The 21,849-nt window shown below is 65.4% G+C and carries 13 protein-coding genes; 12 read left to right on the top strand and 1 reads right to left on the bottom strand.

The window, feature by feature from the left end; all coding sequences use genetic code 11:
• The first annotated feature begins 38 nt into the window (after positions 1 to 38).
• The 9 genes from bcsP (at position 39) to NCT05_RS18350 (ending at position 16,292) form a co-directional block, all read left to right on the top strand.
• Positions 39 to 773 carry a cellulose biosynthesis protein BcsP gene (gene bcsP / locus NCT05_RS18390; protein WP_250502900.1) on the top strand — a complete coding sequence of 245 codons (735 nt, stop codon included), beginning with the start codon at positions 39 to 41 and terminating at the stop codon, positions 771 to 773.
• Positions 770 to 1,558 (top strand): cellulose biosynthesis protein BcsQ, encoded by a 789-nt coding sequence (gene bcsQ, locus NCT05_RS18385; protein WP_175979200.1) that lies wholly within the window; start codon positions 770 to 772, stop codon positions 1,556 to 1,558. The genes bcsP and bcsQ overlap by 4 nt, the downstream gene beginning before the upstream one ends.
• On the top strand, positions 1,555 to 3,771 hold the full coding sequence (bcsA, locus tag NCT05_RS18380; RefSeq protein ID WP_033537141.1) for a UDP-forming cellulose synthase catalytic subunit: 2,217 nt from the start codon (positions 1,555 to 1,557) through the stop codon (positions 3,769 to 3,771). Before bcsQ ends, bcsA begins: the two co-directional genes overlap by 4 nt.
• A 2-nt stretch (positions 3,772 to 3,773) precedes the next feature.
• A complete protein-coding gene (gene bcsB / locus NCT05_RS18375) occupies positions 3,774 to 6,263 on the top strand; it encodes a cellulose biosynthesis cyclic di-GMP-binding regulatory protein BcsB (protein WP_250502899.1) in 2,490 nt (829 codons plus the stop codon).
• Position 6,264: 1 nt separating this feature from the next.
• A complete protein-coding gene (bcsZ, locus tag NCT05_RS18370) occupies positions 6,265 to 7,407 on the top strand; it encodes a cellulose synthase complex periplasmic endoglucanase BcsZ (RefSeq protein WP_175979199.1) in 1,143 nt (380 codons plus the stop codon).
• Positions 7,401 to 11,906, top strand: coding sequence for a cellulose biosynthesis protein BcsC (locus NCT05_RS18365; RefSeq protein WP_250502898.1), 4,506 nt, complete (start codon positions 7,401 to 7,403; stop codon positions 11,904 to 11,906). Before bcsZ ends, NCT05_RS18365 begins: the two co-directional genes overlap by 7 nt.
• A gap of 70 nt (positions 11,907 to 11,976) precedes the next feature.
• Entirely contained in the window at positions 11,977 to 12,930 is a 954-nt protein-coding gene (locus NCT05_RS18360) for a LysR family transcriptional regulator (protein ID WP_175979197.1), read from the top strand.
• A 401-nt stretch (positions 12,931 to 13,331) separates the two neighbouring features.
• Complete coding sequence (locus NCT05_RS18355; RefSeq protein ID WP_250502897.1) at positions 13,332 to 15,545, top strand: TonB-dependent receptor; 2,214 nt, start codon at positions 13,332 to 13,334, stop codon at positions 15,543 to 15,545.
• A 63-nt stretch (positions 15,546 to 15,608) separates the two neighbouring features.
• On the top strand, positions 15,609 to 16,292 hold the full coding sequence (locus NCT05_RS18350) for a Fe2+-dependent dioxygenase (protein WP_008353646.1): 684 nt from the start codon (positions 15,609 to 15,611) through the stop codon (positions 16,290 to 16,292).
• A gap of 1 nt (position 16,293) precedes the next feature.
• Here NCT05_RS18350 and NCT05_RS18345 read toward each other — a convergent pair whose 3' ends face one another.
• Positions 16,294 to 17,253 carry a LysR family transcriptional regulator gene (locus NCT05_RS18345; protein WP_033537142.1) on the bottom strand — a complete coding sequence of 320 codons (960 nt, stop codon included), beginning with the start codon at positions 17,251 to 17,253 and terminating at the stop codon, positions 16,294 to 16,296.
• A gap of 160 nt (positions 17,254 to 17,413) precedes the next feature.
• Between NCT05_RS18345 and NCT05_RS18340 the strand changes: the two genes are divergently transcribed.
• From NCT05_RS18340 to NCT05_RS18330, 3 genes are all read left to right on the top strand, one after another.
• The gene (locus NCT05_RS18340; protein WP_250502896.1) at positions 17,414 to 19,465 is read left to right on the top strand and encodes an FUSC family protein; all 2,052 of its coding nucleotides are present in this window, start codon (positions 17,414 to 17,416) and stop codon (positions 19,463 to 19,465) included.
• A 269-nt stretch (positions 19,466 to 19,734) separates the two neighbouring features.
• Positions 19,735 to 21,231 carry a succinyl-CoA:acetate CoA-transferase ScpC gene (gene scpC, locus NCT05_RS18335; RefSeq protein ID WP_175979195.1) on the top strand — a complete coding sequence of 499 codons (1,497 nt, stop codon included), beginning with the start codon at positions 19,735 to 19,737 and terminating at the stop codon, positions 21,229 to 21,231.
• Positions 21,232 to 21,354: 123 nt separating this feature from the next.
• Positions 21,355 to 21,711, top strand: coding sequence for a host attachment protein (locus NCT05_RS18330; protein WP_250460406.1), 357 nt, complete (start codon positions 21,355 to 21,357; stop codon positions 21,709 to 21,711).
• Positions 21,712 to 21,849 lie beyond the last annotated feature (138 nt).

Raw genomic sequence — 21,849 nt, 5'->3', positions numbered from 1 at the left:
CCAGGCATCAAGAACAGGCACGACGAGGAAGCGGCATCATGAATACTTCGCGCGATATCGAGAAGCTCTTCGATCATTTCGGCGGCAATGCAGGCGACTATCAGGAAATCGGCCGGGAGAAGGAGGCCACGACGGCCCGCACCCGCTGGCCGCTGCTTGCCACGCTCGACTTCGCGCAGCCGGCGATTCCGGAGATCGCGCCGCGCCACGACGTGCAGCCGAACGCCGCGCGGGCGCGCCCGGACGAAGCCGCCGCCCCGCCCGCCGCTCACCATGCCGACAAGCCGACGCCGATCCATCGCGGCAGGCAGCCTCTCTTCACGCGGCCGCATCGCCGCACGATTCCGGCCGTCAATCCGCCGGCGGCGGAGTCGTTGAGCGCGCTGCGCTTTTCGGTGCTCGGCGAATCGGCGCCGGCGCAAACGGAAACGATTCCAGATTCGGCGACCGTGTCCAAGACGAACGCAGCGCCGGTTCATACAATGGTCCCGCCGGTCGAATCGAACGCTACTGAACTCGCGCGCCCCGCCGCCTCGTTCGGAACGGACTTCGCGGCGCGCCGCACGCCTGCGCAAGTTGCGCCGGTGACAGCCGCTGCGGCCGCCGCGCCGCAATCGATCCTCGGCAAGCTCTTCAAGCCGCAAACGCAGAGCGCGCCGAGCGCGTCCGCGAACTCGCTCGACGCCATGTTCGAGCGCCTGCGCCACGCCCGTCCGCAGGGCGACGAATCCACGAACACGCACGCTCGCGCGAGCCGCCTCTCACGCTCATGAAAGTCATCACGGTAGTTTCCGCGAAAGGCGGTGTCGGGAAGACGACGCTCGCCGCCAATCTGGCGTCGGTGCTCGCCGCGCGCAATCGTCGCGTGATCGTGCTCGATCTCGATCCGCAGAACGCGCTGCGCCTGCACTTCGGCATTCCGCTCGATAGCATCGACGGCATCTCGCGCGCGACGCTCAGCCGCGATCCCTGGCAGACGGTGATGTTCGATGGCGTCGACGGCGTGACCGTGCTGCCTTACGGCGCGGTGACCGAAGACGACCGCCGCCGCTTCGAGGCGCTCGTCGATAGCGACCCGGCGTGGCTCGCGCATGCGCTCGGTTCGCTCGCGCTCGACGCCAACGACATCGTGATCGTCGATACGCCGCCGGGCTCGTCCGTCTACACGCGCACCGCGCTGACGGCGGCGAACTTCGCGCTGAACGTCGTGCTGGCCGATGCGGCGTCCTACGCCGCGATCCCCGGCATGGAGCGCATGATCGACGCCTACGCCGCGCCGCGCGCCGATTTCGCGGGTCAGGGCTACGTCGTGAATCAGGTCGATCAGTCGCGTCAATTGAGCAAGGACGTGCTGAAGGTGCTGCGCAACATGCTCGGCACGAAGCTGTTTCCGGGCGTCATCCATCAGGACGAAGGCGTCTCCGAATCGCTCGCGTGCGACACGACGCTCATCCACTACGATCCGCTGTCGCAAGCCGCCGCCGATTTGCGCGCGTGCGGCGAGTGGCTCCTCTCGGCCGTCGATGCGATGGCCGCTTCGCCGAGGAAGCTCGCATGAGTTCCGCCAAGATCCCGTCGCCCGAGACCGAAGTGAGCGTCGCGACCTCGCGCCTCGAACGTTTCGTCGATGCAGGCATCTGGAGCAGCCGGATCGTCGTGATCCTGCTCACGCTCTTCGCCGCGTTCGCGCTTTACTTCGTCGTCACGGTGCCGCTCGCGTTCGGCCAGCAACTCGCGTTCGCGACGATCTGCTTCGTCTGCGCGCTCGGCTTTCGCCGCCTGCAAGGCCAGTACGCGACGCTCGTGATGATCATGCTGTCGATCGTCGCGTCGGGCCGCTACATGTTCTGGCGGCTCACGGAAACGACTTACTGGGAACGTCCGCTCGACGCCGCGTGGGGCATGTTGCTCGTCGCCGCCGAAGTCTACGCGACCCTCGTGCTCATGCTCGGCTACTTCCAGACCGCGTGGCCGCTGAAGAGAAAGCCCTTGCCGCTGCCGGCCGACCGCAGCCAGTGGCCGACCGTCGACGTATTCATCCCGACGTACAACGAGCCGCTTTCCGTCGTGAAGCCGACGATCTACGCGGCGCTCGCGCTCGACTATCCGTCGGACAAGCTCGCGATCCACGTACTCGACGACGGCCGTCGCCCCGAATTCAAGACGTTCTGCGAGGAAGTGGGCGTCAACTGGACGATCCGCACGCATAACCGTCACGCGAAGGCGGGCAACATCAACGAGGCGCTCAAGATCACGAAGGGCGAATTCCTCGCGATCTTCGATTGCGATCACATCCCGACGCGCTCCTTCCTGCAAATCTGCCTCGGCTGGTTCCTGCGCGACAAGCTGCTGTCGATGCTGCAGACGCCGCACCATTTCTTCTCGCCCGATCCGTTCGAACGCAATCTCGGCACGTTCCGCAAGGTGCCGAACGAAGGCGAACTGTTCTACGGTCTCGTGCAGGACGGCAACGATCTCTGGAACGCGACCTTCTTTTGCGGCTCCTGCGCCGTGCTGCGCCGTTCGATGGTCGAGGAGATCGGCGGCATCGCGGTCGAGACCGTGACCGAAGACGCGCATACGGCGCTCAAGCTGCATCGGCTCGGCTATACGACCGCGTACCTCGCGATTCCGCAGGCCGCGGGTCTTGCCACGGAAAGTCTTTCAGGGCATATCGGGCAGCGCATCCGCTGGGCGCGCGGCATGACGCAGATCTTCCGCATCGACAATCCGCTTACCGGCAAGGGCCTCAAGATCGGCCAGCGGCTGTGTTATCTCAACGGCATGCTGCACTTCTTCTACGGCGTGCCGCGTCTCGTGTTTCTTACCGCGCCGCTGTCGTATCTGTTCTTCGGCGCGCATGTGATCGAAGCGGCGGCGAGCACCATCGCGATCTTCGCGCTGCCGCACATGATGCACGCGAGCATCACCAATTCGCGCATGCAGCGCAGCTTCCGCCATTCGTTCTGGGCCGAAGTGTACGAATCGGTGCTCGCGTCGTACATCACCGCGCCGACGCTGCTCGCCGTCATCAACCCGAAGCTCGGCAAGTTCAACGTGACGGCCAAGGGCGGGCAGATCGCGAAGGATTACTTCGACTGGTCCATCTCGCGGCCGTATCTGTTCCTGCTGCTCCTCAATCTGCTCGGCTTCGTCGCGGGCATCGTGCATATCGCCATCAACTGGCATGTGCGCAGCGAAGTGAACACAACCATCCTCAACCTCTGCTGGACGGTCTACAACATGCTGATTCTCGGCGCATCGGTGGCGGCGGCGAGCGAGCGCAAGCAGGTCCGCGCGACGCATCGCGTCACGATGAAAATGCCCGTCATGCTCAAGTTCTCGACCGGCCGCACGCTCGCCTGCGAGACCATCGATTATTCGGAAGGCGGCGTCGGCGTCGCGTTGCCGAGCAAGATCGAAGTGCCGATGCACGAGCGCGTCACCGTCTCGCTCTTTCGCGGCGACGAGGAATACGCGTTTCCGGCGACGGTCGGCTATACGGAACCCGGACGCGTCGGCCTGCGCTTCTCGCAACTCACGCGCGAGCAGGAATACGACTTCGTGAAGACCACTTTCGCGCGCGCGGACGCCTGGACCGGATGGTCGGAGGGACGCCGTCCGGACACGCCGTTGCGCGGCCTGTCGCATGTGCTGCTCGTCGGCACGCGCGGCATCGCGGGACTGTTCGAGCACTTGTACAGCGACCTTCGAACCTGGATGAACAAGCGCCCGGTCGATGTGAAGAAGCTGAAAACCAAAGACCAATAAAAATGGGCATCGGTATGTCGAAGTTGCGCGTTGAAAAAGAAACGGGCGAGCGCGCGCCGCGTTTTTGCGAACGACCCTTTGCACGCGCGCTGGCCGTCTTCGTGGCCTTGCAGACGGCGTTCGCCGCGCCCTTCGCGTCCATCGCGGCGGCGGCCGAAAGCGCTGCGGCAATCGGCGGCGCGCAGCAGGCGACCGGCGTCGGCGCCGTGCCCGCGCCGAGTCCCGCCGTCGTCTACAACCCGGCGTCGATTCAGCAAGCGCCGCTCGCGATGCCCGTGCCCGCGTTTTCCGGCAAGCCCGAGAAGCCGCTCACGTCGCGCATTCCGACGACCGCCGATCCCGGCACGCTGGTTCCGGGCGGCCGCCGTCAGACGCTGACCTTCGCCGATTACGGCGCGCTCGATCCGCTGCAACTGCGCGGCACCGATGGCCAGAACGGCATCGCGTTTTCGGTGCGCGGCGACGAAGTCGTGACCGGCGCGATCCTGCATCTGATCTATAGCTATTCGCCGTCGCTGTTGCCGTCGATTTCGCAGTTGAAGGTGCTCATCAACGGCGAAGTGGCCGCGACGCTGCCGGTGCCGAAAGAACAGGCCGGCACGCTGGTCGCGCGCGACGTGGCGATCGATCCGCGCTTCATCACCGAGTTCAATCACCTCAACGTGCAGTTGATCGGCCACTACACGCAGCAGTGCGAGGATCCGTCGAACTCGACGCTCTGGGCGACCGTCAGCAACGCGAGTTCGCTCGATCTCACGTATGCGTCGATCGCGAACAAGCCCGATCTCGCCGCGCTGCCGACTCCGTTCTTCGACCGGCGCGACGTGCGCCGCCTCGAACTGCCTTTCGTGTTCGCGGGCAAGCCGAGCCTGCCGACGCTCGAAGCCGCCGGCATGGTCGCGTCGTACTTCGGCTCGCTCGCGGGCTATCGCGGCGCGATCTTTCCGGCGCAGACGGACAACGTGCCGCTGTCGGGCAATGCCGTGGTGTTCGCCATCGGCGATGCGAAGATCGCGGGCGTCGACATTCCGCCTGTCTCCGGTCCGACGATCGCGCTCGTCGAACGCGACGCGAACGCGCGCGGGCGTCTCTTGCTCGTGCTCGGCCGCGACGACAACGAGCTGAAGACCGCCGCGAAGGCCCTTGGCGTCGGACAGAACACGCTGTCCGGCACGAGCGCGACGATCACGCAGTTCAACGACCTTCAGCCGCGCCGCCCGTACGATGCCCCCAACTGGCTGCCGACCGACCGCCCCGTGCGCTTCGGCGAGCTCGCGGAAGCGCGCGACCTGACCGCCTACGGCTACGACGCCGATGCCGTGCGCGTGAATCTGCGCGTGCCGCCCGATCTCTTCATGTGGCAGACGAAGGGCGTGCCCGTCGATCTCGGCTATCGCTACACGGTGCGGCCCGCGCCGGATCGCTCGTCGCTCAATATCAGCGTCAACAATGGCTTCGTGCAGTCGCTGCGCATTCCGGCCGTATCGACATCGACGTTCGATCTCGGTCACTACTTCAGCCGCGTGATGCCGGACAAGACGGTCGCCGCGCGCCGCGAGATTTATCTGCCGCCGCTGCTCATCACGCCGCGCGCGCAACTGCGTCTGCATTTCTATTACGACATCCCCAAGACGGGCGAATGCCAGGGCCGCGTGCTCGATAACGTCGTCGGCGCGGTCGATCCGAATTCGACCATCGATCTCTCCGGTTTCCCGCACTACATGGCGCTGCCCGATCTGGCCGCGTTCGCCAACGGCGGCTTCCCGTTCACGCGCATGGCCGATCTTTCGCAGACGGCGGTCGTGCTGCCGAACGAGCCGAACTCGGCCGACTACAGCCTGTATCTGCTCGAAATGGGCCGCATGGGCGCATCGACGGGTTATCCGGTGACGGGCGTGACGGTCACGAGCGCGAACGACGTCGACCGCTTCGCCGACAAGGATCTGCTGATACTCGGTTCGCCCGGACGCCAGCCGCTGCTGCAACGCTGGGCGAAGCAGATGCCCTTTTCCGGCGACGGCGACGCGCGCACGTTCCAGCTTTCCGATGTCGCGTTCAAGCTCGTCGACTGGTGGCATGGCGAGCAAGGCCCGGAACGCTCGCCCGCGCGCGCGGATTTGTCGCTCGTCAGCTCGAACGGCGATGCGCTTCTGACCGGCTTCGAATCGCCGCTCAAGAACGGGCGCAGCGCGGTGGCGCTCATCAGCGCGGCGGGCCAGTCCGACGCCGATCTTTCCGCCGCCCTGCTCGACAACGACCTGCTGCCGTCGATTCAAGGCGCGATGGCCGTGATCCACGGCCGCACGGTGACGGTCACGTCGAACGGCGAGGCGTACTACGTCGGCCATCTTTCGCCGATGCACTACATGCGCTGGGCGCTGTCGTCGCATCCGATTCTGCTGGTGCTCGCCGGCGTGCTCGCCGCGCTCATCATCGCGGCCCTGTTCTACCGTACGCTGCGCTCGATCGCCGCGCGGCGCCTGAGGGACTGATATGCGGGTATCGACCGCCAAGATTTTCGCTGGTGCAACGATTGCCGCGTCCGTGACGGGCGCAAACGCGGCGCAGCAATGCGACTGGTCCGCGTATCGGCTGTTCGTGGAGCGCGTCGTTCAGGCCGATGGCCGCGTGATCGACCGTTCGACCGAAGCGCAGCAGACGACCTCCGAAGGCCAGTCCTACGCGCTGTTCTTCGCACTCGTCGCCAACGACCGCGCGACCTTCGACCGGGTGCTCGGCTGGACGCGCACGAACTTGTCGGCCAATCAGTTCGATTCGAATAACGTGCGTCTGCCCGCATGGCAATGGGGCAAGAAACCGGACGGCTCGTTCGGCGTGATGGACCCGAATTCGGCGTCGGACTCGGATGTGTGGATCGCGTACGACCTCTTCCAGGCCGGTCGCCTGTGGAAGGAACCGGCGTACACGAAGCTCGCCTACGCGCTCGCGACGCAGATCGTGAAGCAGGAAACCGTCGACCTGCCCGGCCTCGGACCGATGCTTCTGCCCGGTCCGCAAGGCTTTCGCATCGGCGACGTGACGCGGCTGAATCCGAGCTATCTGCCGCTGCCGGTTTTGCGCGGGCTCGCGCACGACATGCCCGACGGCCCGTGGACGAAGCTCGCGCAGAGCGCCGCGAAAACGATCAAGGTGACGTCGCCGCGCGGCTACGCGCCGGACTGGGCCGCGTATCAGAACGGCCGGTTCGTCGTCGATCCGAAGAACGGCGATGTCGGCAGCTACGACGCGATCCGCGTCTATCTGTGGGCCGGCATGACGTCGCCGGGCGATCCGCTCGCGCGTCCGTGGCTCGATGCGCTCGGCGGCATGCGCCAGAGCGTCGCGCAGGCGGGCTTTCCGCCGGAAAAGGTCAACGTGACGACCGGCGCGGCGACGGGCGAAGGTCCGCTGTCTTACTGGGCCGCGCTCGCGCCGTACTTCAAGGCGCTCAACGACGAACGCGGCCTGGGCCTCGCGCGCGCGCATCTCGAAGCGCTGACCGCGCCGCCGGGCGCGGGACGCGAGCCGGTCTATTACGATCGCGTGCTCGGTCTCTTTGGCGGCGGTTTCATCGACGGTCGATATCGCTTCGATGAAAACGGCCGTCTCGTGCCGAACTGGAGAAGCGCATGCTGATCCAGACCAGAAAACGCGTGATCGCGGCGCTGATCTGCGCCGCACCGGCGATGGCCTTCGCGCAGGCCGCCGCCGATCCGCTGAACGTGCTCATCGATCAAGGCAAATACTGGCAGGCGCACAAGCGCGGCGATCTCGCGGAACAGGCGTGGCAGAAAGTGCTGCGCATCAATCCGAAGCAGCCCGATGCGCTTTTCGGCATGGGCATGGTGCTCGCCGATCGCAAGGACGGCAGCGGCGCGCAGCAGTATCTCGCGCAGTTGCGCCAGGTCGCGCCGAGTTATCCGAACATCGACGAACTCGGCCGGCGGCTTGGCGAAACCAGTTCGCGCGATCAGACCGTGAACGACGCGCGGCGTCTCGCGCAAAGCGGACAAAGCGCATCGGCGGTGCAGGAATACAAGCGCGCGATCGACGGCAAGCCCGCGACGCCCGGACTTCAGCTGGAGTATTACCAGGCGCTCGCCGCCACGCCGCAAGGCTGGGACGAAGCGCGGCGCGGCCTCGAACAACTGGCGCGCGAGAATCCCGACGAGCCGCGCTATCAGCTCGCCTATGCGCAGCATCTGACGTATCGCGATACGACGCGGCGCGACGGCATCGCGCGGCTCGCGAAGCTGTCGGGCGACAGCGCTGTCGGCGCCGACGCGAGAAAAAGCTGGCGGCAGGCGCTCTTGTGGCTCGGCGCGCGCGCATCGGATGCGCCGCTTTATCAGGCGTATCTGCAAGTCGCGCCCGATGACGCCGCCGTCAAAGCGCGCTTCGATTCGATGGTGCAGCAGGACAAATCGGCACGCGAGCGCTCGCAGGCCGACGCCGCCGTCGATGCGCGCGGACGGACCGTCGCGGAAGGTTTCACCGCGCTCGATCGCGGCGACCTCGTGACGGCGCGCGCGCGTTTTTCGTCGGTGCTGGCGAGCAATCCGAACGACGCCGATGCGCTCGGCGGCATGGGCGTCGCGTCGTTGAAGCAGGAGCGTTTTTCCGAAGCGCGCACGTATCTCGAACGCGCGTCGCGGGCCGGCAATGCGGCGCGCTGGAAAGACGCGCTCACGAGCGCGACCTACTGGACCTATACGAGCGATGCCATCGGCGCGCGCAGCAACGGCCAGATCGCGCAAGCGAAGGCGCTGTTCGAACGCGCGATCGCAACCGATCCGTCCGAAGTCACCGCGCAAGTGCTGCTCGGCGAAATGCTGCTCGCGAACGGCGACCCGCGCGGCGCGGAAGCGGCGTATCGCATGGCGCTGCGCCGCCAGGCCGACAATCCGGATGCGATTCGCGGACTCGTCGGCGCACTGGCCGCGCAAGGGCGCGGCGACGAAGCGCTCGAGTTCGCCAATCGGCTGAACACGGAACAGCAGGCGAAGGCCGGCGGCATCAACAAGCTGCGCGGCGAAGCGCAGGCGGCACAGGCGCGCGCGGCGGAAGCACGCGGCGATCTCGGTGCGGCGCGCAGTCTCTTCGAAGACGCGCTGCTCAACAATCCCGACGATCCGTGGCTGCGGCTCGATCTCGCGCGCATCTACGTCCGTCAGGGCGCGGTCGGCAATGCGCGCAGCATGATGGACGGCCTGCTCGCCACGCATCCCGACATGACCGACGCGCTCTACGCGAGCGCGCTGCTCTCCGCCGAAACGCAGGACTGGCCGGCCGGGCTCGCGCAACTCGACCGCATTCCGGCCGCGCAACGCACGCCGGCGATGACCGCGTTGCAACATCGCCTGTGGGTGCATCAGCAGGCCGATCTCGCGACGCGCGCCGCTGCGTCCGGTCAGCGTCAGCAGGCGTTCGCGATTCTGCGCCGCGCGGAACCCGTTGCGGCGGGCAATGCGGAATTGATGGGCGCGGTGGCATCGGCCTACGTCAAGGCGGGCGATCCGGCGCGGGCGTTGTCGCTCGTGCGCGGCGCCATCGCCAATGCGCCGAACGATACCGGTCTTCTGCTGCAATACGCGGGCATTCTGTCGGCGACGCAGCAGGAAGCCGAGCTCGGCTCGGTGATGCGCCGCCTGCAATCGATGCCGCTCACGACGCAGCAGCGCGCGGACTTCAACAATCTGAACGTGGGCATCGTCATCGCGCGTGCGGATGTCGTGCGCCGGCAAGGCGATCTCGCCGCCGCCTACGACGTGATCGCGCCGTGGCTCGCCGCGATGCCCGACAACGCCGACCTGCAGGCGGCGCTCGGCCGCATGTACACATCGGCGGGCGATGACCGCAACGCGCTCTCGTGCTATCAAAAAGCGCTGTCGCGCCGTCCGGACGATATCGGCTTGCAGACGGCGGCGATGTCGGCGGCGAGCGGCGTGCGCGATTTCAAGCTCGCTCAGACCTACGCGAATCAGGCGTACGAAGCCGCGCCGAACGATCCGGGCGTGCTCGCCGCGATCGGCCGGATGTATCGCGCGCAAGGCAAGCTCGATCTCGCCGCGCAGTTCCTGCAACGCTCGCTCGTCGCCGCGAATACGCCCGCGCCGGCGGCGTCGGCGCAGGGACGCGGCAATGTCCCGCCCGGCTGGGAAACCGCGATGAGCCGTGTCGGCTCGAATCCGCTGCCCGGCACCAATCCGTTCGAAGGCAAGACGGCCGTCGATACGGCGTCGAACCCGGCGCTCGCATCGGACGCGTCTTATCGTCAGGCCCTTCCTCAAGGTTATTCGCAGCCCGTGCCGAACTATCTGCCGCCTCCTCAGCCCGCGCCGTATTCCGTGCCTTACGTCGCGCCGTCCTCCGCTCCGATGACGATGCCCAACGCCGCGCCGCGCCCGGTGCCGAGCGGCGGCTACGGACCCGACGCGTATGGCTCGGGTCAATCGGGCGCGCCGTTGCAGCCGTATCCGGGACAGGATGGCGGGTATCAGCCGGCTTATCCGCAGCCGCCGCAGTATCAACAGCAGCCGTATCAGCAGCAGCCTTACGCCGCGCAGGATCCGTATGCCGAGCCCTGGCCGATGTCGCCCGGCGCGCGCGAGGCGCAAGCCAATGCGTACAACGCGCCGCTGCCCGCCAGCTCGAAGAGGAAGCCGGCGTCATCGCCCAAGACCGCGACGACGCGTCCCGCCGATCCGTACGCCTACGGCGCGCCGCCGCCGCAGCAGCAGCCTTATTACCAGCAGCCGCAACAGTACGCGCCGCAGCCATACGCGCCGCCGCAGTACGCGCAGCAGCAGTACATCCCGCAGCCGCCCGCGGGCTACGCGCAGCCTTATTACCCGTCGCAGGCGCAACCCGCGCAGCGCGCCGCCGCAGCCGCGACGATGAGCACGGGCGGCGTTCCCGCGCCGGTCGCGAATTCGCAGACGGCGGGCGTCGCGGAGGAACTCGCGCAGATCAATCGCGAGCAGGCGAGCACGATTTCCGGCGGCCTCATCTTCCGCAGCCGCGACGGCGAGGACGGCCTCTCGAACCTGACCGATATCGAAGCGCCCATCGAAGGCCGCATCAAGGCCGGCAACGGCCACGTCATCGTGCGCGCGACGCCCGTCACGCTCGACGCCGGCACCGCGAGCAGCGAGCCGAACACGCTCGCGCGCTTCGGCTCCGGCCTCGGCGCGACCGCCACGCCGCCCACCAACAACTACGGCTCGCAGACGGCGACGGGCGTCGGGCTCTCGCTCGGCTACGAGAACCGCAACTTCAAGGGCGATGTCGGCACGACGCCGCTCGGCTTTCGCGAGACCAATGTCGTCGGCGGATTGCAGTATCAGAACGCAATCACCGACAAGGTGTCGTATTCGCTCGCCGTCGCCCGCCGCGCCGTCACCGACAGCCTGCTTTCGTACGCCGGCGCGCGCGATCAGGGCGCGAACCTCGAATGGGGCGGCGTGACATCGACGGGCGCGCGCGCCGACCTCGGCTGGGACGACGGCACGAGCGGCGTCTACGTGAACGCGGCGTATCAGTTCCTCGACGGCAATCAGGTCGCGACCAACAACGCGGTGAAGGGCGGCGGCGGCATCTACACGCGTCTCATCAAGGATGCCGACCAGACGCTGACCGTCGGCGCCAACACCACGCTGATGCACTACGACAAGAACCTGTCGTACTTCACGTATGGCCAAGGCGGCTACTTCAGCCCGCAGCAGTACGTGATCCTGAACTTCCCGGTCGAATACATGGGACGCACGGGGCTTTTCACGTACGACCTGAAGGGTTCGATCGGCGTGCAGCATTATCGGCAGGACGCGTCGGACTATTTCCCGACGAACGGCACGTATCAGGCGCGAGCCGCGAGTTCCGGCGCGACGCCGGATGCGGGCGCGGTCTATCCCGGCCAGAGCAAGACGGGCGTGTCGTATTCGCTCAGCGCGACGGGCGAATACCAGCTCGCGCCACAACTCGCGTTCGGCGCGACGGCATCGTTCGGCAACGCGTATCAGTATCGCGAGTGGCTCGCCGCCGTTTATGTGCGCTACAGCTTCACGCGTCAAGGCGGCGCGCAGCCGGTGTTTCCGCCGCAGGCGTTCAGCTCGCCGTATCTGTCGCTGTCGAACTGATGTTCTTGCGCGTGCGCCGCGCTTGCGGCTAGGCTTGATCCACTGCCGCAAGCGGGCCAACATCGTTCGAATGAAAACGCAAAGCGCGCTCGTCGCGAACAACGACCAATTCCTGCGCGACTTGCAGTTGTTCTGCATCGTCGCGCGGCGTTCGAGCTTCATCGCCGCCGCGACCGAGACCGGCATCTCGCCGGCGCACGTCAGCAAGCGCATTGCGATGCTGGAGACGAGTCTCGGCGTCAGGCTCTTCACGCGCACGACGCGCCGCGTGTCCATCACGAGCGACGGCGAAGCGGCGTTCCAATGGGCGCAAAAGATTCTCGACGACGTCCAGGGCATGGCCGACGCCTTCGCCGGCCTCGACGATCCGCGCGGCGTCTTGCGGATCGGCACGAGTCTGCGGCTCGGGCGCGAGCATGTTTCGCCCGCGCTCACCTTGCTACGGCGTCGCCATCCGGGGCTGGAAATCTGGCTCGAACTGCTCGACCGGCGCGTCGATCTCGTCGGCGAGAACTTCGATATCGACATTCGCGTCGGCGAAGTGCTGGAGCCGCATCTGATCGCGCACAAGATCGTCGACAGTTTTCGCGTGCTCGCCGCCGCGCCCGCGTATCTCGAACGGCGCGGCACGCCTAGAACGCTGGCCGAACTGGCGCATCACGATTGCCTGCTGTTTCGCGGGCGCGATCAGCGTTTCGGCGTCTGGCGGCTCGCCGGGCCGAACGGCGAGGAAAGCGTCAAAGTGACCGGGCCGATTGCTTCGAACCACAGCGACATCGTGCGGCAGTGGGCCGAGGAAGGTTTCGGCATCGTGATGTGCTCGATCTGGGACGCCGCCGGCAGTCTTCAAAACGGCCGTCTCGTGCCCGTTCTGCCGGCTTATCGGCAGCGCGCGGACGTGTGGGCGGTGACGTCGGCGCGCTCGTCGCATTCGGCGAAGATTCGCGTGTGCATCGAGTTTCTCAGACAGCAATTGACGAGCGGACCTTACTCGCTCGTTACATCGGGCGTCGCGGGGTTCTGAAGCGCTTCGTCGTAGCGTCGTTCTTCATCGCCTGCTGCTCGCCCGCTCAATCCCGTCCAGCAAGCCTTCAGCGGCGCCGCCCAAGCGCCAAAGCCAACCTTACAGAATCTTACGTTGCGCCGCCGTCACAAAAAGGGGCAAAAAGACCCGTCGCGAAACTAGGATATTTCCAAATGTTTCTGAGACATGTAATGATACTGATTCGCATTTAACACCATCGCGCCGATAGGTTGACTCAATGAAGCCCGTCGAGCGCGACGTGCGCTCCCAGGGCGCCGCCGCCGGTTCTTTCTCGACGACGTCGCCCGCCTTCGCCTCGATCTCGGATCGGTCAACGTCGGCAGTCGAAAACCCGCTTCGCTGCCGATTTGAATTTCACTAACAAGCATCGGGAAAACGACATGTTGAGAAAGACGCCGCTTGCTGCGGCATTGGTGACTATTGCCGCCGTGCCCATGGCCGCGCCGCTTTACGCCCAGACCGCCCCGCAATCCGCACAAGCCGCACCGCAAGACACGCCCTCCGCCGCCGCACCCGAAACCGCGACCCTGCCCGCCGTCAAGGTGACGGGTCAGGCCGACGCGCCCGACTTCCAGCCGGAGATGTCGAGCGTCGGCGCAAAGGTGCCGACCGCGCTGCGCGACATTCCGCAAGCCGTCGTCGTGGTGCCGAAGGCGGTGCTGCAATCGCAGGCCGTGAGCTCTTTCTCCGATGCGCTGCGCAACGTGCCCGGCGTCACGCTCGGCGCGGCCGAAGGCGGCCAGATCGGCAATAACATCAACCTGCGCGGCTTCTCGGCGCGCACCGACATCTATCTCGACGGCTTCCGCGATCGCGGCCAGTACTATCGCGATACGTTCAATCTGGAATCGATCGACGTGCTGTACGGGCCGTCGTCGCTGTACTTCGGGCGCGGTTCGACGGGCGGCGTCATCAATCAGGTCAGCAAGCAGCCGACGCTGAATCCGCGCGCCGATGTCTCGCTGCAAGCCGGCACGCACGACCGCTATCGCACGACGGTCGATATCAATCAGCCGATGACGGATACCTCCGCGTTCCGCATCAACGCGTTCGGCCAGTCGATGGGCTCGACGCGCGACGAGATGATCAACAAGGACTACGGCATCGCGCCCGAAGTGAAATTCGGCATCGGCACGCCGACGCAGGTGACGTTGTCGGCGCTGATCCAGCACAACCGCGATCAGCCCGACTACGGCATTCCGCCGTTGAACGGCCATCCCGCGCCCGTCGATACGAAGACCTTCTACGGCTTCACCGACGACCGCACGATTCAGGATGTGCAGACGGTGAACGCGCGCATCGAACATCGCTTCGACGACATGTTCACGCTGCGCAACCAGACGCAGTTCAGCCACTACAGCACCGAAGCGCGCGCGACCAACGCGGCGGCCGTGCTGACGGGCCCGCTCGGCACGTCGCCCGCGCTCTCGAACGGCAATTACACGACGCTGCCGCTCTCGTCGCTCTTCGTGCGTCTGCAAGGCAAGGACCGCACCATCAACGATCACTCGGTCTACAACACGACCGACGTTCAAGGCAAGTTCGCGACCGGCCCCTTGAAGCACGACATGCTCGCGGGCGTCGATCTGAGTCACGAAACGTATAGCAACCAGACCTTCACGGCGACCACGCCGGGTCTGCCGTCGAACACGCTCGCCATCGTGCCGCTCGTGGATCCGGCGTATGTGCCGCGTCCAGCGAACTATCGCGAAGTGGCGACCAATCTCGCGGAGTCGAGCGCGAACGGCATCGGCGTCTATTTGAACGACACCATCTCGATCGGCGAGCACTGGAAGTGGATCGGCGGCGTGCGCTGGGACCGCTATGAAGCGGCGATCAACAACTCGATCAATCAGCCCGGTTACGCGACGCAGACGAACTATTTCACGAGCGTGCGCACAGGCGTCGTATGGCAGCCGACGGACTGGCAGTCGTACTACGTCTCGTACGGCACGTCGTTCGATCCGTCGCTCGAAGCGCTCACGCTCACCAACGGCCAGCAAAACCTGCCGCCCGAGCACAACAAGTCCTATGAAATCGGCTCGAAGTGGGATCTGCTGAACGGCGGCCTGTCGATCACGCAATCGCTCTTCAACATCGAGAAGACCAATGCGCGCACGCTCGCTTCGGACGGCAGCTATTCACTCGATGGCGACGTGCGCGTGCGCGGCTATCAGCTCGGCATCGCCGGCCACATCACGCGGCAATGGCAGATGTTCGGCGGCTACACGTACATGGATGGCACCATCCTGAAGGCATTCGACGGCACGCAAGGCAACACGCCCGCCAACACGCCGAAGCACATGTTGACGCTGTGGACGACGTACGACTTCACGCCCGTATGGCAGATCGGCGGCGGGCCTTCGTATGTATCGTCGCGCTACGCGGCGAACAACAATTTCGTTCAAGCGGGCGGCTACGTGCGCTGGGACGCGATGGCCGCATATCATCAGAAGCGCTACGATATCCAGTTCAACGTGCAGAACCTGTTCGACAAGAAGTACTACGACGCCCTGATTCCGTCCGATGGCGGACGCGCGGTGCCGGGTCTCGGCCGCACGTTCATCGCGACGTTGAATTACCGCTTCCGTTGATGTGATGTGATGCGAATGCGCGCGCCATGCGACTCATGGCGCGCGCTCGCGAAGGCAATGACAATGATCCTCTCGATACCGAACGTGCTCTCCCCCGAGGACGCCGCCGCAATGCGCGCGCGTCTCGAAGCAAGCGACTCATGGGTCGATGGCCGCGCGACCGCCGGCTATCAGGGCGCGCCGGTCAAGCGCAACATGCAGATCGCGGAAGGCTCGCCGATCGCGCTCGAACTCGGCGACGCGCTCGTCGGCGTGCTGGAGCGTCATCCGCTTTTCATCAGCGCGGTGCTGCCCAATCGCGTGTATCCGCCGCTTTTCAATCGCTATGAAGGCGGCATGCATTTCGGCAGTCATGTCGATGGCGCGATCCGCATCGTGCCGGGGCATGGCGCGCGCGTGCGTACCGATGTATCGATCACGCTCTTTCTCACGCCGCCCGACGAATACGACGGCGGCGAGCTCATCATCGAAGACACGTACGGCGTGCAGGAAGTGAAGCTGCCCGCGGGACATGCGATCGTCTATCCCGCGACGAGCCTGCATCAGGTGCGGCCCGTCACGCGCGGCGCACGCGTGTCGAGTTTCTTCTGGGCGCAAAGCCTCGTGCGCGACGATGCGCAACGCGCGCTGCTCTTCGATCTCGACAACTCCATTCAACGCCTGAATGCGACCAACGGCGACGAAAGCGCGAAACGCACGCTCGTCGGCTGCTATCACAACCTGTTGCGCATGTGGAGCGATACGTGATTCACGCGGCGCGCAGAACCTTCGATGGCGTTCGGCCCACTTCCGCGAGCAACGCTTCATCGCGCGCGATCACGTCGGGAAGATGCGCGCGCAGGAATTCGACCCACGTACGCGTCTTCGCATCGACGAACTTGCGCGACGCATAGAGCGCGTAGAGATTCGTGCGCTGCAGCGTGTGCTGCGGTAGCACGCGCACGAGCGAGCCATTGCGCAAGCCTTCGATCGCAGCATAGAGCGGCAACATGCCGATGCCCATGCCTTCGCGAATCGCGACGACGAGCGATTCCGCGATGTTCACCTGCACCGTTCCGCTGATCTGCATCGTCTCGCGGCCTTCCGGCCCTTCGAGCGTCCACTCGCGCGCGGGAAACGCGGGCGTCTGCAGCGTGAGGCAATCGTGTTGCGCGAGATCCGCGGGCACGTCGGGCGCGCCGCGCGAACGTATGTATTCCGGCGACGCGCACAGAATGCTGAAGGTCTCGCCCAGCTTGTGCGAAATCACTTCAGAATCCGACAGCGCGCCCGCCGACACCACCGCTACGTCGCTGCTGCCTTCGAAGAGATCGGGCATGCGCTGCGATAGCGTGAGTTCGACTTTCACATCGGGATAGAGCGCGCGATATCGCGCGATCGCAGGCAATATGTAATGTTGTCCGACGCTCGCGAAACTGGACATGCGCAACGTGCCCGTCGGATGCTCATACGCGCAGCTTGCTTCTTCTTCGGCGCCGTCGATATCGGCGAGAATCTGCCGCACGCGCTTCAGATAACGCTCGCCCGCCGATGTCAGCGCGAGACGCCGCGTGGAGCGGTTCATCAGGCGCGTGCGCAAATGGGCTTCGAGTTCGGATACGGCGCGCGACATCGCGCCGGTCGTCGAGTTCATCGACTGAGCCGCAGCCGTAAAGCTGCCGGCCTCGATCACGCGAGTGAAAACCCGCATGTTCTGTAGGGTGTCCATCAAACCGTCACATTCACTTCGGAAGCGCTATTGTCCGCCTTGGCGCGCGATCGATTGTTGTTGAATCAGGAAAGAATGTTCCCTGATTTGCACATTAATCCGCCCGGTCCGCTTGCCTACAATCGGCGCCTTCATGACGAGAGGACTATCGGCGGTCAGCATGTCGCTCCAGCAAGCACGCCTGTCGATGCGCGACTGGCTCGTCACCGATGGCCACGTCTGGCTGCATCTCGCAAAGACCTTGCTGGCCGCGTTCATCGCGATGAGCATTGCGATGCGGCTGGAATTGCCGCAGCCGCGCGTCGCGATGACGACCACCTTCGTCCTGATGCAGCCGTTCTCCGGCATGGTGCTCGCGAAGAGCGTCTATCGTTTCGCGGGCACGGCGCTCGGCATGATCGCCGCGCTCGCGCTCGGCGCCGTGTTCGTGCAACAGCCCGAGCTCCATGCGCTCGCGCTGACGATATGGGTCGCGGCGTGCACCGCGCTCGCCGTGCGTTACCGGCACTTTCGCTGGTATGGCTTCGTGCTCGCGGGCTATACGGCTGCGCTGATCGGCATTCCCGCCGTCACCGATCCGAACAGCCTGCTCATCGCAACGCTCACGCGCGGTGCGGAAGTGATGCTCGGCATCGTGTGTTCGAGCGTGGTGAGCGCGCTCGTGTTTCCGCGTCATGCGAGCGCGACGCTCACGCAGTCGCTCGATGCGCGCCGGATGCGTTTCGCCGCATTCGCCGCCGACGTATTGCGCGGACGTCTTTCGCGTATCGCGCGCGAACGCCGCTTCGCCGATTTCGTCGATGAGATCGTCGGCTTCGAAGCGACGCGTGGTTTCGCCACGTATGAGTCGCCCGCGATGCGTCAGGGCAACGGCAAGCTGGCGCAACTGAACAGCGCCTTCATGGACGCATGCGCGCGCCTGCATGCGCTCGATCAATCGATGAAGCGCCTGCGCGCGAGCGATGCACTCGCGCCCTTCTTCGAAGAGCTTGCGCAGATCTTCGAACGCGAAGCGCTGAAGGAACATCTGGAGCGCTACAAAGCGACGCTGCCGAAACGCCTGCGCGATGCACAACGCGCGCTCCCTCACACCGATCACGCGACGCAACTCGATTTCACGACATCGGCGGAGCTGCTGTATCGCTTCATCGCCGATACGATTCGCTATCTGTCGATTCCGAACCATCGCGCGGCGCCGCGATACGACGCGCGGACCAGCCGCTTCGTCGTCGTCGCGACCTTCATGCGTACAGGCATCGTGATCGCGGCGACGGCCTGGTTCTGGATCGTGACGGCGTGGCCGAGCGGAGGCTACGCCGTCATCGGCGCGACGCTCGCGTGCGCGTTGTCGTCGGCATTGGCGCGGCCTTCGAAATTCATCGCGCAGATGGCCGCGGGTGCGGCGCTCGCGATCGTCATCGGATATGCATATCTGTGTCGCGTGTATCCGGCGATCGACGGCCTGGCGCTCCTGTGCGCGATGCTCGCGCCGCCGCTCGCGGCAGGCGCTTTTCTCGCGATGCGTCCGTCGAGCGCGGGCTATGGCATCGGCTTCTGCGTGTTCTTCTGCCTGCTCGCCGCGCCCGACAATCGCATCGTCTACGATCCGGGCCTGTTGCTGAACAACGGCGTTGCCGTTCTCGTCGCGATGCTCGGCGCGGCCATCGCGTGCGCGGTCATCGTGCCGCCACGCACGCGTTGGCTCGTCGGCAAGACGCTCGCGCAATTGCGCGCGCAAGCGGCGCTCGCATGCGAAGGCAAGCTCGCGGGACTCGGCGAGCGCTTCCATTCGGGCACGCACGATCTGATGTCGCAATTGCGCGCCTTGCTCACGCGACGCTCGCGTGAACATCGGCATGCGCTTCTGTGGATGCTCGTCACGCTCGAAGTCGGACAAGCGATGATCGATCTTCGGCGCGACTCCCGCGCGCTGCATACGGCGTGCTTTCCCGATGCATTGCGCATCGCGTGGAGCACGTCGCTCGCGCGTGTGCTGCGCGATATCGCCGTGCTGTTCCGCACGCCGGATAGCCGGACGCTGCGTCGCGCGATAGCTTCGGTCGTCGCGTCGATCGTGATCGCAGAAGACATGCTCGAACGCACGCGCGACGAACGCAACGCGCGGCGCGAGGTGCAGCGCGTGCTCGCGTGCCTGCACTTCGTCCGCACGGCGCTGGTGGATCCGGATGCGCCCTTCGACGCGCATCGCTGAACGCATCCTTCCTCGCCATGCAAAGCTGACTTCCTGGTCCGGCGATTAATCCACGGCGTCGCGCGTCTTATAGTCGAATCGATTTTTCGCCAGCGCGCTCTTTTGCCGCACTTTCATGGCGCGTGCGAACGCGCTCGCGTGCATCGATTTGGACAAAGCGCAATGTCGCACGGCATTGGAACAATGTCTTTCAACGTTGCGATTTCGACGGCAAACCGCGCTACCTATAATCGCCTTCGGTTAAACGAAGCTCTTGAAGATAGACGTCGATGTACGAAGATCGTATTCGCTGTGCCGCGTTGCGCGGAAAAATCACCACGGCCGCCGAAGCGGCTCAACTCGTTCGCGACGGTATGATCGTCGGCGCAAGCGGCTTTACGCGCGCGGGTGACGCGAAAGCCGTGCCGCTCGAAATCGCGCGCCGCGCCCGCGAGGAAGACGAACCGTTGCGTATCACGCTCATGACGGGCGCATCGCTCGGTCATGACACGGACCGCATCCTGACCGAAGCCGGTGCGATTGCGCGACGCCTGCCGTTTCAGGTCGACACGACCTTGCGCCGCGCGATCAACCGCGGCGACGTAATGTTCGTCGATCAACACCTGTCGGAGACGGTCGAACTGCTGCGCGCGAATCGCCTCGGCAAGCTCGACCTCGCGATCGTCGAAGCAGCCGCGATCACCGAGAGCGGCGGCATCGTGCCGACGACCTCGGTCGGCAATACCGCGAGCTTCGCGATCCTCGCCGAACGCGTGATCGTCGAGATCAATCTGGCGCAGCCGCTCTCGCTCGAAGGCCTGCACGACATCTGGATTCCCGAGCGCCGTCCCGCGCGCGAAGCGCTGCCGATCGTGCGCCCGCATGACCGGATCGGCGCGGCCGCCATCGAGATTCCGATCGAGAAGATCGCCGCGATCGTCATCACCGACAAGCCGGACAGCGCATCCACCGTGTTGCCCGCCGACCAGGACACGGCGTTGATCGCCGGTCATCTCATCGAGTTCTTTCAGCATGAAGTCTCGCGCGGGCGTCTGCCGAAACAGTTGCCGCCGTTGCAGGCCGGCATCGGCACCATTGCGAACGCTGTGCTGTCGGGGTTCGCGGCGTCGCCGTTCGAAGCGCTGACGATCTATTCCGAAGTGCTGCAAGACTCGACCTTCGATCTGCTCGACTCAGGCAAGGCGACGTTCGCATCGGGCGCGTCGATCACGCTGTCCGCGCAACGGCAGGAGAAAGTGTTCAACGAGATCGAACGCTATCGCGACCGGCTCGTGCTGCGGCCGCAGGAAGTGAGCAATCATCCTGAAGTGATTCGGCGTCTCGGTCTCATCGCGATCAACACGGCGCTCGAAGCCGACATCTACGGCAACGTGAATTCGACGCACGTCGGCGGCACGCACATGATGAACGGCATCGGCGGCTCGGGCGACTTCGCGCGCAATGCGGCGTATGCGGTGTTCGCGACGAAATCGGTCGCGAAGGACGGCCGTATCTCGAGCATCGTGCCGATGGTGCCCCATTGCGACCACAACGAACACGATGTCGATATCGTCGTGACCGAACGCGGGCTCGCCAACCTCACCGGCCTCGCGCCACGCGAACGCGCGATGAGCGTGATCGAGCACTGCGCGCATCCGCTCTATCGCGATCTTTTGCGCGACTATTACCGCGATGCAGCAGCGCTCGGCGGACATACGCCGCATCGCCTCGATCAGGCGTTTTCGTTCCACACGCGCTTCGCAGCGAGCGGTTCGATGCTGCCTTGATGCACATTCGCGCGCGCGTTGCTGCGCCGCGAAAACGAATGCGGGGCGACAACGAAGCCGCTAAACGAAGATTAGGCGCACAATGGCGGGAGCCCGCTTGGGCTGGCGAACAGGAGGAGCATCATGACCGCCATCACCTGGGTTCTCGCCGCCGACGGCAGCCGTGCCCGGATCTTCGAAACGCAGGGATTGAAGCTGGATTTGCGGCAAGTCGAGGACCTCAGGAACCCCGCGCCGCGCGCGACCGAAACGGCAGAAATGGATCGTGAGAAGTTCGCGCGGGCCGTCGCGGATTATCTCGAACGGAGCCGCTTGCATCAACGATTCGACCGGCTGCGTCTCGCGGTCGAGCCAAGATTTTTGGGCCTCTTGCGTCAATATCTGAGCGTCGAAACGCTCAAGCTCGTCTACGAAGAAGCCGATAACGACGCGTCGAAGTTCGGCACGCGCGATATCGGCCGTCAACTGAACCGGCCCTGAACGACGCTTGCGGTGGGGGGGGGGGGGGGGGGGGGGGGGGGGGGGGGGGGGGGGGGGGGGGGGGGGGGGGGGGGGGGGGGTGGGGGGGGGGGGGGGGGGGTGGGGGGGGGGGGGGGGGGGGGGGGGGGGGGGGGCGCG

Source organism: Caballeronia sp. AZ7_KS35 (assembly GCF_023631045.1).
GTDB classification, from domain to species: Bacteria; Pseudomonadota; Gammaproteobacteria; order Burkholderiales; family Burkholderiaceae; genus Caballeronia; species Caballeronia zhejiangensis.
Note: the sequence above shows the minus strand (reverse complement) of the source record. Positions and strands in the feature narration are given on the sequence as shown.

Bases quoted from the DNA above. Each gene is read 5' to 3' on its own strand.
- NCT05_RS18330 (WP_250460406.1), top strand. From the start codon at position 21,355: ATGACCGCCATCACCTGGGTTCTCGCCGCCGACGGCAGCCGTGCCCGG.
- NCT05_RS18365 (WP_250502898.1), top strand. From the start codon at position 7,401: ATGCTGATCCAGACCAGAAAACGCGTGATCGCGGCGCTGATCTGCGCC.
- bcsQ (WP_175979200.1), top strand. From the start codon at position 770: ATGAAAGTCATCACGGTAGTTTCCGCGAAAGGCGGTGTCGGGAAGACG.
- bcsZ (WP_175979199.1), top strand. From the start codon at position 6,265: ATGCGGGTATCGACCGCCAAGATTTTCGCTGGTGCAACGATTGCCGCG.
- NCT05_RS18345 (WP_033537142.1), bottom strand. From the start codon at position 17,253: ATGGACACCCTACAGAACATGCGGGTTTTCACTCGCGTGATCGAGGCC.
- scpC (WP_175979195.1), top strand. From the start codon at position 19,735: ATGTACGAAGATCGTATTCGCTGTGCCGCGTTGCGCGGAAAAATCACC.
- NCT05_RS18355 (WP_250502897.1), top strand. From the start codon at position 13,332: ATGTTGAGAAAGACGCCGCTTGCTGCGGCATTGGTGACTATTGCCGCC.
- NCT05_RS18360 (WP_175979197.1), top strand. From the start codon at position 11,977: ATGAAAACGCAAAGCGCGCTCGTCGCGAACAACGACCAATTCCTGCGC.
- NCT05_RS18340 (WP_250502896.1), top strand. From the start codon at position 17,414: ATGTCGCTCCAGCAAGCACGCCTGTCGATGCGCGACTGGCTCGTCACC.
- bcsB (WP_250502899.1), top strand. From the start codon at position 3,774: ATGGGCATCGGTATGTCGAAGTTGCGCGTTGAAAAAGAAACGGGCGAG.
- bcsA (WP_033537141.1), top strand. From the start codon at position 1,555: ATGAGTTCCGCCAAGATCCCGTCGCCCGAGACCGAAGTGAGCGTCGCG.
- bcsP (WP_250502900.1), top strand. From the start codon at position 39: ATGAATACTTCGCGCGATATCGAGAAGCTCTTCGATCATTTCGGCGGC.
- NCT05_RS18350 (WP_008353646.1), top strand. From the start codon at position 15,609: ATGATCCTCTCGATACCGAACGTGCTCTCCCCCGAGGACGCCGCCGCA.